The sequence below is a fragment of the Rhodococcus sp. EPR-134 genome, from assembly GCF_001647205.1.
Lineage (GTDB): Bacteria > Actinomycetota > Actinomycetes > Mycobacteriales > Mycobacteriaceae > Rhodococcus_F > Rhodococcus_F qingshengii.
Genome location: NZ_LVCT01000038.1, coordinates 1 through 8,989, shown reverse-complemented (window position 1 = coordinate 8,989; position 8,989 = coordinate 1). Strand labels below are relative to the sequence as shown.

The 8,989-nt window shown below is 62.7% G+C and carries 8 protein-coding genes and 2 pseudogenes; 4 read left to right on the top strand and 6 right to left on the bottom strand.

The window, feature by feature from the left end:
• Positions 1-79 (top strand): annotated as a pseudogene (locus A2J01_RS36725) (aminoacyl-tRNA hydrolase); the annotation flags it as partial.
• A 3-nt stretch (positions 80-82) separates the two neighbouring features.
• Here A2J01_RS36725 and A2J01_RS01690 read toward each other — a convergent pair.
• Positions 83-1,717: a fatty acyl-AMP ligase gene (locus tag A2J01_RS01690; protein ID WP_064111660.1), complete on the bottom strand. Its 1,635-nt coding sequence runs from the start codon at positions 1,715-1,717 to the stop codon at positions 83-85.
• Between the two features lie 352 nt (positions 1,718-2,069).
• Here A2J01_RS01690 and A2J01_RS01685 point away from each other — a divergent pair, with 352 nt between their 5' ends.
• From A2J01_RS01685 to A2J01_RS37310, 3 genes are all read left to right on the top strand, one after another.
• On the top strand, positions 2,070-3,674 hold the full coding sequence (locus tag A2J01_RS01685) for a peptide chain release factor 3 (protein ID WP_135000451.1): 1,605 nt from the start codon (positions 2,070-2,072) through the stop codon (positions 3,672-3,674).
• Positions 3,674-4,324, top strand: a complete 651-nt coding sequence (pnuC, locus tag A2J01_RS01680) for a nicotinamide riboside transporter PnuC (protein WP_050654516.1) — start codon at positions 3,674-3,676, stop codon at positions 4,322-4,324. Before A2J01_RS01685 ends, pnuC begins: the two co-directional genes overlap by 1 nt.
• Positions 4,325-4,649: 325 nt before the next feature.
• Positions 4,650-4,958, top strand: coding sequence for a hypothetical protein (locus A2J01_RS37310; protein ID WP_306669658.1), 309 nt, complete (start codon positions 4,650-4,652; stop codon positions 4,956-4,958).
• An 18-nt stretch (positions 4,959-4,976) separates the two neighbouring features.
• On the opposite strand, the gene A2J01_RS01670 is transcribed toward A2J01_RS37310, so the two are convergent.
• From A2J01_RS01670 to A2J01_RS36225, 5 genes and pseudogenes are all read right to left on the bottom strand, one after another.
• Positions 4,977-5,651 (bottom strand): pyridoxine/pyridoxamine 5'-phosphate oxidase, encoded by a 675-nt coding sequence (locus tag A2J01_RS01670; RefSeq protein ID WP_050654515.1) that lies wholly within the window; start codon positions 5,649-5,651, stop codon positions 4,977-4,979.
• A 25-nt stretch (positions 5,652-5,676) separates the two neighbouring features.
• Positions 5,677-6,177 carry a nuclear transport factor 2 family protein gene (locus tag A2J01_RS01665; RefSeq protein WP_003946235.1) on the bottom strand — a complete coding sequence of 167 codons (501 nt, stop codon included), beginning with the start codon at positions 6,175-6,177 and terminating at the stop codon, positions 5,677-5,679.
• A 97-nt stretch (positions 6,178-6,274) separates the two neighbouring features.
• Positions 6,275-6,916 (bottom strand): TetR/AcrR family transcriptional regulator, encoded by a 642-nt coding sequence (locus A2J01_RS01660; protein ID WP_231782412.1) that lies wholly within the window; start codon positions 6,914-6,916, stop codon positions 6,275-6,277.
• Positions 6,917-6,921: 5 nt separating this feature from the next.
• Complete coding sequence (locus tag A2J01_RS01655) at positions 6,922-8,658, bottom strand: ABC transporter ATP-binding protein (RefSeq protein WP_064111658.1); 1,737 nt, start codon at positions 8,656-8,658, stop codon at positions 6,922-6,924.
• A pseudogene (locus tag A2J01_RS36225) lies at positions 8,655-8,989 on the bottom strand (ABC transporter ATP-binding protein); the annotation flags it as partial. The gene A2J01_RS01655 and the pseudogene A2J01_RS36225, both read right to left, overlap by 4 nt.

Here is an 8,989-nt window from a genome sequence, read left to right as displayed (position 1 = left end):
CGTATGCGAAGAGGCTGCGGATGCAGTGGAGCTACTGCTCGAACTCGGGTTGGAAGCCGCACAGAACCGCCTGCACTGACGGTCAGTTACCCAGCAGTGCAGCCGAATTCGCGCGGCGGAGCTTCCCCGACGACGTCTTCGGGATACTGCCGGGACCCAGGACCGCAACGGTGCGAGGTCGGACACCGACGTCGGCAACCACGGCGTGGACCACTTCGCGTTCGATACGCTTGACCTCTTCCGGATCTTCGAAAGCGTTGGTCTCGACGGCGACTGCAAAGCTCTCACGCTTCTGGCCGGCGTCGAGACGAATCGCGACGGCATTTCCGGGACGCACACCGGCAACGGTTCCGGCCGCCCGCTCGATGTCTGTGGGGTACACGTTCCGGCCGCCCATGATGATGACGTCCTTGACTCGCCCGCACACCACGACCAGTCCTTCCTCGGTGAAGTACCCGACGTCACCGGTGTCGAGCCAACCGTCGGCGTCCTGGGCCGGCTTGTGTCCGTCGACCGTGACGTACCCGGGGGTGACTGCCTTGCCGCGAACCTCGATGATTCCGACACCGCGGGCCGGAAGCACCTGACCGTCACGGTCGACGATGCGTCCCTCGAGGTCAGGCACCATCTTGCCGAGTGTGGCGAGGGCACGAGCGTTGGGGCGATTGGACGGCACCGCTCGAGACATCGATTCGAGAAAGTCTGGATCGACGTAGTCGAGGACCTGACCTTGATCGGGATCCGGAATCGACACGGCGAGCGTGGTTTCCGCCATTCCGTACACGGGCGCCAGCGCAGTCGGGTTCAAACCGAAACGCGCACCTGCCTCGGCGAGTGCATCCATCGTGTCGGGATCCACCGGCTCGGCGCCGTTCCACATGTATCGGACGCTGGACAGGTCGACTGCCCCGTCTTCCGCCTGTGCGAGTCGACGAGCCAAGAGCGAGTACGCGAAGTTCGGTGCGGCGGTGACGGTTCCGCCGTACTTGCCCATCAGTTCGGCCCACAGCACCGGGGTGCGCAGGAAATCCATCGGCGTGATGCTGATGACCTCTGCGCCCACCTGCATCGGAACCGTGAGAAAACCGACCATGCCCATGTCGTGGAAGAGCGGAAGCCAGCTCACCATCACGTCGTCTTCGATGGAGAACTTGATGCGGTTGATCATGGCGTAGGCATTTGTGTAGAAGTTCTCGTGCGTGATCTGCACGGCCTTGGGCGAACCGGTGGAACCGGACGTCAACTGCTGGAGTGCGATATCCGATTCGGCCGTCTCCACGGGATCGATCGACGTTCCGCTGCGAAGCTCGTCCACCGTCACGACGGTGATGCCACGCTCTTCGAGGAGCGGCTTGGCCGCGTCGAAGGGCGCACCCAGAATGACGGCTCTCGCGGAGATCATGTCGATCACAGTCTCGGTGTCCTGAGCCCAGACGCCCAGATCCGTTCGGGGGGTCGGCTGATGCAGCATCGTCACCGACGCACCGCGCATCCACGTCGCCTGGCAGGCAGGTGCGATGTCGACGGGCTGTCCGGCGAGAATGCCGATCGCGACGCCGCGATCGATACCGACCTCGGCCAGGCCGCCGGCCATGCGCCGAGCCTCCTGGTGGATGTCGCCCCAGGTCTGACGGAAAGCGTTGTCCGGCTCTCCCGTCACCAGGCCGCGGTCGGTGACTGCGGCGGTCGCATACATCTCTTCGGTGAACTTGCTCAACGCAACTCCTCGGTCAGTGCCACTCTTCGATCAGTGCAACTCTTCGCAGGACACAAATGGCTGTGTGTTCGAACACACACATACATGGATAATCAGCGATCGTTCGCCGAGTGTTACGCCGCAGTGGCTATTGCATCGTGGTCTGCGAGTATCCTTTCTCTGTTGTGCTGCCGCACTCTCCACCTGTCCGCGCACCGGCACGTCGCCGGCACCGACGCCCACTTCGAGAGGTTCTTCGTTGACTACCCCGTCCGACTCGACCGTCCCTTCCGACTCGACTGTCCAGTCCGACACCGAAGGCCCCGATTCAACCGAGAGCGGGTCGGTCGCGGTCACGACGACGACCAAGGGCCTGTCCGCCGAGGCAGAGCGTCGCCGCACCTTCGCCGTCATCTCGCATCCCGACGCCGGAAAGTCGACGCTGACCGAAGCGCTGGCACTGCACGCGAAGAAGATCTCGGAGGCAGGAGCCGTCCACGGCAAGGCAGGCCGCAAGTCGACGGTCTCGGACTGGATGGAGATGGAGAAGGCCCGCGGCATTTCCGTCAGTTCCACCGCACTGCAGTTCAACTACCACTCGTCCGAGACCCCGGACGAGCAGATCAACGTCATCAACCTCGTCGACACCCCCGGTCACTCCGACTTCTCCGAGGACACGTACCGCGTCCTGACCGCCGTCGACGCGGCGGTCATGCTCATCGACGCTGCCAAGGGCCTCGAACCGCAGACGCTCAAGCTGTTTCAGGTGTGTCGTCACCGCGGCATTCCGGTCATCACCGTCATCAACAAGTGGGACCGTCCCGGTCAGACTCCTCTCGAACTGCTCGACGAGATCAGCGAACGGATCGGCCTCACACCCACCCCCCTGTACTGGCCGGTCGGCATCGCCGGCGACTTCCGCGGACTGCTGCGGCGCGGTGAAGACGGTGAGGCTCGCGAGTACGTCCGCTTCACCCGTACCGCAGGCGGCGCGAAGATCGCCCCCGAAGAGGTCATGGACGCCGACGCGGCGCTCGCCAAGGAAGGCTCCGAGTGGGAGACCGCGGCCGAGGAGAGTGAACTGCTCTCCGCTACCGGCCAGGACCACGATCAGGAGATGTTCCTCGCCGGTCAGACTTCCCCGGTGATCTTCGCGTCCGCGATGCTCAACTTCGGCGTCCGCCAGATCCTCGACACCCTCGTCGAATTGGCGCCGCCGCCGCGTGGGCGCGAAGACCTCAGCGGCAAGCCGCGCGAGGTCACCGATCCGTTCAGTGCGGTCGTCTTCAAGGTGCAGGCCGGTATGGACACCGCGCACCGCGACCGTCTGGCGTTCATGCGCATCGTCTCCGGCGTGTTCGAGCGCGGCATGGTTGTCACACACGCCCAAACCGGCAAGCCCTTCACGACCAAGTACGCCCAGACGGTATTCGGACGTGAACGTTCCACCGTCGAATCCGCGTTCCCCGGCGACGTCGTCGGCCTCGTCAACGCCACCGCACTCGCACCCGGCCACACGCTGTACACCGAGAAGAAGGTGGAGTTCCCGCCGATCCCGTCGTTCGCGCCGGAACACTTCTCGATCCTGCGCGCCGAAAGCGCCGGCAAGTACAAGCAGTTCCGCCGTGCTGTCGACCAACTCGATTCCGAGGGCGTCGTCCAGATTCTCCGCAACGACATCCGCGGCGACGCCTCCCCCGTCATGGCGGCCGTCGGCCCGATGCAGTTCGAGGTCGTCGCAGCACGCATGAAGGCCGAGTTCAACGTCGAGGCCAAGATGGAACCGCTCGGCTACGCATTGGCTCGCCGTACCGACGCCGCGTCCGAGGTCGAACTGAACCGTCAGCGCGGTGTGGAGGTCTTCACCCGATCCGACGGTGTTCTGCTCGCCCTGGTCAGTGACAAGTGGCGCCTGCAGTACATCCAGAAGGAACTCCCGGATCTGACACTCGAACCCCTCGTCGCTGCTGCGGACTGATGAGCCTGATCGAGGCGCTGTTCGACGCCGAACTGCACATCGGCAGCGCCACGATTCTCTGGCGAGAGATCATCGGAAACGCGTTCGGCATCGGCTCCGCGATCGCGGGCGCGCGACGCTCGGTATGGGCGTGGCCCGTCGGTATAGCCGGAAATGCCTTGTTGTTCACGGTGTTCATGGGCGCACTTTTCCACACGCCGCAAGAGCTCAATCTCTACGGCCAGGCCGGCCGTCAGTTGTTGTTCATCACCGTCAGCGTCTACGGGTGGACTCAGTGGCGACGCGGGGCACGCGACTCCGGTCGCGCAGTCCTGCCCCATTGGGCGACAACTCGCGAGCGCGTCGCCATGATCGCCGTCATGACCAGCGGCACAATCGCTTTCGCCTGGATCTTCGACCTCCTCGGCTCGTACGGAGCGTGGGCGGAGGCCTGGATCTTCACTGGCTCCATCCTCGCGACATACGGCATGGCGCGCGGCTGGACCGAATTCTGGCTCATCTGGATCGGCGTCGACGCCGTTGGTGTTCCCCTTCTTTTCCGAGCCGGCTATTACCCTTCGGCGATCCTCTATCTGGTCTATGCATTCTTCGTCCTGTGGGGCTTCGCAATGTGGCTGCGCATTCAACGCCGAACTCCACAAGGGGTGTGACCGTAAACCAACTCCTGGTATGTTTGCGTCGATTAAGCAAACCGGCGGTCTGTTTACGGGCATCAGGAGCGAAACAATGGAAGACAAGAATTCTCACGGAATAGCAGGCCCCAACGGTTCCGGCAACGGATCGAGAGCCAATAGTTCCGCAAGTAATGGTTCTGCAAGCAATGGTTCTGGGAGCAACCTTTCCACGGGTAACGGTTCCAGCAGTGCCACCGCCACAGCGGATTTTCTGTCGACCGCACCCAAGCAATCCGATGCATTCACGTTTCCGCTTCCTGCACGAACCACGGCCGCACACAGCAGCGGAGAGGACCTTTCAGTGCCAGCTTCAACACGCGAATCATCGAGGACGCTCGAAACTCGGAGTCGTACCGTCGTACGTCGCGACGCGATGGGCGTAGCCGCCGTTCGAGTGGCCGGTCGACTCACCCACACCGAACTCATCGCAAATCAGGCCTCACCCTCGAGCGCACATTCCTCCGATCCCACGACGGATCTGGACGAGTTGCTCACGATGCTCGGCAGCTACCTGTTGTCCTCGGGGTTCGAACATCCCGAAATCCACGCCAAGCTGGGCGGACAGTCGATCGTCGTCAACCTCGTATCGCCGGAGATCAGCGCGAGCTGATCTGGGCCCAGCTGCCCCTTAGGGCCACAGCACTGCTCGTGTCCATGCTCGGTCCGAGCCGCGCCGGTACAACCACCGCTGATGCCGACGCCCGGAGTCTGCCTGCCAGAACTCGACAGACTCCGGCTGGAGGCACCACGCACGCCAGTCCTCCGACACGAACCCTGGGTCGTCGCTGATTCTTGCTTCCGCAGCGGCCACCGACGTGTCGTACGCCCCTAAGTCTTCGAGCACCTCGCTCTGCTCACTTGCCGTCGCCACCGCTCTCGCCGTGACGGAGCGTTCGACGAAGTCTCGGCGTCGAAGTGCGTCGTCGCCCTCGCGAACCGTTCCGCGAATTCGGATCTGTTGACCCGTCTCGCGCCAGTAGAAGGCGAGCGATGCTCGCGGATTTTCTTTCAGCTCAACACCTTTCGGCGAAGCAGCTGAACCAGAGAACCAGAACCCACCCTCGGTCACGTCCTTGAGGATGAGGAAGCGAGAATCAGGCATACCGTCACCGTCCACGGTCGAGAGCGCACACACGTGTGGCTCGACGACGCCGAAGGCCACGGCCGCACGGAGCCAGTCGAGGAACAACTCCCCCGGCTTTTCCGGAAAACACTCGGGCGCGGGCGGCGGAGTTCCGGTCAGCGCGGGGATACCGCGAATCCACGTCCGTACGTCAGGCAGCGAAAAATCTGCATCAACCATGAGCCGACTCTAATCGCGGGCGACCTCAGGAGACGTTGCGAACTACCGAGTCGCCGAACGACGGTTGCTGCAGCAGCGCCCACTTGTTGGACGTCAATCGGAAACTCGGCATGTCGGCGAGCGCCACCACCGATTCCCAGGTCCGCTCGTAGCTCGTGTGGGAGATTCGCCATTCACCGTCGCTGCAGCGGGTGTATCTGTCGTGATAGAAGGCCGATCCGCGAAGCAGCATGCCATCTTCGGGGATGACCACTGTGTCCGCGAGGCACCAGATCCCGGTTGCGGTGTCTCCGTCGACGTCGATCTCGGGTTGCCCGCACTGATGTTCGGTGATGATGTGTGATCCGAGAGTGTTCTCGAGGAAGGAGACGAACGAATCTCGGGAATCGAAACTGAGTTGTTCTCCGTAGATCGCGGTGGCGTCGACGGTCAGAGTGTCGGCGAATTCGACCCACGATTTGGTGTCCAAGGCGCGTGCGTATCGGTACTTGAGTCTTTGGATGAGAACAATCGCTTCGAGATCCATGATCCCCGCCTCCCGGTGCAGCAACCACCCGTCCTATGTGTGCACATTAGCCTGTATCACGCCGAAACGGGCATTACTCTCAAAGCTAGTAGAAATGTCAGCCGATAACACGCTTTTCCAGGCCGTCGAGCATGATCGTGATCTTCTCGTCCAACCAACCTCGCCCGTGCCACGTCGATTCGTCGCCGATACCCTCGATCAACGACTCCGATGCATTCCAACTTTCCTGATACGCCTGTCGCGCGGAACGTGAATCGGCGGAGCTGACGGTCTTGTCCATCGCCGCCATCATTGCGAACTGCGTCATCGTCACCTCGGAGATGAAGTCCACCGCCAATATCGCATCGTGGGGTGTGAAGCCTTGCGCAGTCAACGAACCGACCAGTTTCTCCACGATGTCGATTATCGCCGGCGGCGTGCCCGGAACTGCGAGACCGACCTGGGCCAGACCTGGATAGCGCTCGAACGAGGACCACAGAACGTCGCAGAAATCCCTCAGGAATTCGCGCCACGGACGATTCGTATCGGGCCATACAGTCTGACGCACAACATGATCCGAGCAGGCACGCAGCAGCGCTTCGCGGTCTGCGAAGTAGCGATAAAGTGCAGAATGACTGACGCCCAGCCGCTTTGCCACGCTCGGCATGGTCAGTTCACTCAGATCACCGGCGAGGGCGGCCTCGACGATGTCCACTGTCGACAACGTCGGCGGCCGCCCCGTCTTCTTTCCGGTCTGCATTCTGCTCAGCTTGCCACCAACCGCCATCCCGACGCACGGTGGCGCTGATTCCAGAACGCGGCGTAGTTCCCACCGGCTGCGAGCAGGACTTCGTGGGTGCCCACTTCGACGATCGAACCGTCGTCACCGAGCACGATGATCTGATCTGCGGCCACGACGGGCGACAGTTTGTGAGCGATCACGAGCAGTGTGCTTTCCCTGGCGAGTTCTTGCATCGCACGTTGAACGTGTGCCTCGTTCTCGGGATCGAGCGCGGCAGTCGCCTCGTCGAGCAGAACGACAGGTGCGCGTTTGAGGAGTGCGCGTGCAATGGAGACCCGCTGCCGCTCTCCACCGGACAGTGCCGTCCCGCCCTCACCGACACGGGTGTCCCAACCCCGAGGAAGCCGCTCGACGATTTCCGCGACGCCCGCGATCCGAGCCACGTCGAAGACTTCTTCGTCCGTGGCTTCGGGGCGGCCGAGGCGGATGTTCGCGATCAACGTGTCGTCGAAGAGGTACACGTCCTGGAAGACCAGAGACAGCTGCGACATCAGGTCGGCACTCGTGAGGTCCCGCACGTCGACGCCGCCGACACGCACCAGACCGGAGTCGACGTCGTAGAAGCGCGAGATCAACCGGGTGACGGTGGTTTTGCCGGACCCTGACGGACCGACCAACGCCGTCAACGACTTCCGTGGCACGTCGAAGGAGATGTTTCGCAGAACCTGCCCACCGTCCGCGTATCCGAAGTCGACGGCGTCGAACTGCACTGCCGTCTCCCCCGTCGCCGCCCCGCTGGTATCGGGTTCGACCATTGGTTCAACTTCGAGGATCTCGGACATTCGCCGGATTTCATTGCGTGCCATTCTGATTGCACCGCCGAACTCGCCGATCTCACCCAGCGGCTGGATGAACCGTGCGGTCAGTCCGAGTAGCGCGATCAACGTGACCGGATCGATGTCGCCGCCGAGCGCGAGGAACGCGCCCAAGATGATCACGGCAGAGAACACGAATTGCAGGGCGATCCCGTTGACCACGGACCCGATCACCACGAACCACAGTTGTGAACGACCCGCAGTGTGTTGCGCTTCGATCGCGTCGTCGAGCGGTTCGTACACCCCGTGGGTGCGTCCGAAAGCACGCAGGACCGGTTGGCAACGCGCGTATTCGAGCACTCGATTGTTCGATTCGACGGCCGCTGCATGAGCCCGATCGTCGGCCTTGGCAGTCATCGTCGAGGCAAATCGTGCTGCCGCGAAGAGAATCGGAACGCTGATTACCAGCGCGAGCCCGAGCCGCCAGTCGAAGAACAACATGCACACGACAATGGTTGCCGGGCTGGCAATTCCGGAGATGATCGGTGTCATCAGGTGCGCAGCGGCCCCCATCACCGAGATGGTGCCCTTGCTGGCAACCTGCGATACCTGCCCGAGTCGGCCGGCGCCGAACCAGCCGAGCGGCAGAGTGACGAGATGATCTCCCAGGCGCAGATGCATCGTCCGCAGCAGAGTGAGGGCCGACTCGAAACCCTTCATCGCCTGCAGGTAGTGCGCAATCGAACTGATCACAGCGCATACGGCCATGGCGGCGAGCCACCGAACGAAACTGCCCCAGCTCTGATCGAACAGTGCCTGCACCGCAGGGACCAGAAGCGCCACTGCCAAACCCTGCATCACGCCGTACAACACTGCCCACACCAGGAACTCGCGATAACGGCCCTGATTCTGCGGGCCGAGTATCCGGAAGAGGTCGCGAATCATGAGTTGGCCTTTCCTGCTGCGTCAGACTTACCTGCGGTGTTGCGTTCAATCGAGTCGGCCCGACTGTGCTCAATCGAGTCGGCCCGACTGTGTTCAATCGAGTCGGCCCGACTGTGACTCGCCCACATCCGCGCATAGGTTGAACCACTCGCCACAAGCTGATCGTGCGTGCCCTTCTCCACGATCCGTCCGGCGTCGAGGACCACGATCTGATCGGCACTCACGATCGAAGCCAACCGGTGCGCGATCACCAGCACGGTGCGCCCCACCGTCAAACGCGACAGCGCGTCTTGGATATCGGCTTCGGACTCCGGGTCGGCGAACGCGGTTG

Excerpts from the sequence above, each read along its gene's own strand:
- A2J01_RS01665 (WP_003946235.1), bottom strand. The coding sequence starts at position 6,177 with ATGGATCTCGAAGCGATTGTTCTCATCCAAAGACTCAAGTACCGATAC.
- pnuC (WP_050654516.1), top strand. The coding sequence starts at position 3,674 with ATGAGCCTGATCGAGGCGCTGTTCGACGCCGAACTGCACATCGGCAGC.
- A2J01_RS01655 (WP_064111658.1), bottom strand. The coding sequence starts at position 8,658 with ATGATTCGCGACCTCTTCCGGATACTCGGCCCGCAGAATCAGGGCCGT.
- A2J01_RS01660 (WP_231782412.1), bottom strand. The coding sequence starts at position 6,916 with ATGCAGACCGGAAAGAAGACGGGGCGGCCGCCGACGTTGTCGACAGTG.
- A2J01_RS01670 (WP_050654515.1), bottom strand. The coding sequence starts at position 5,651 with ATGGTTGATGCAGATTTTTCGCTGCCTGACGTACGGACGTGGATTCGC.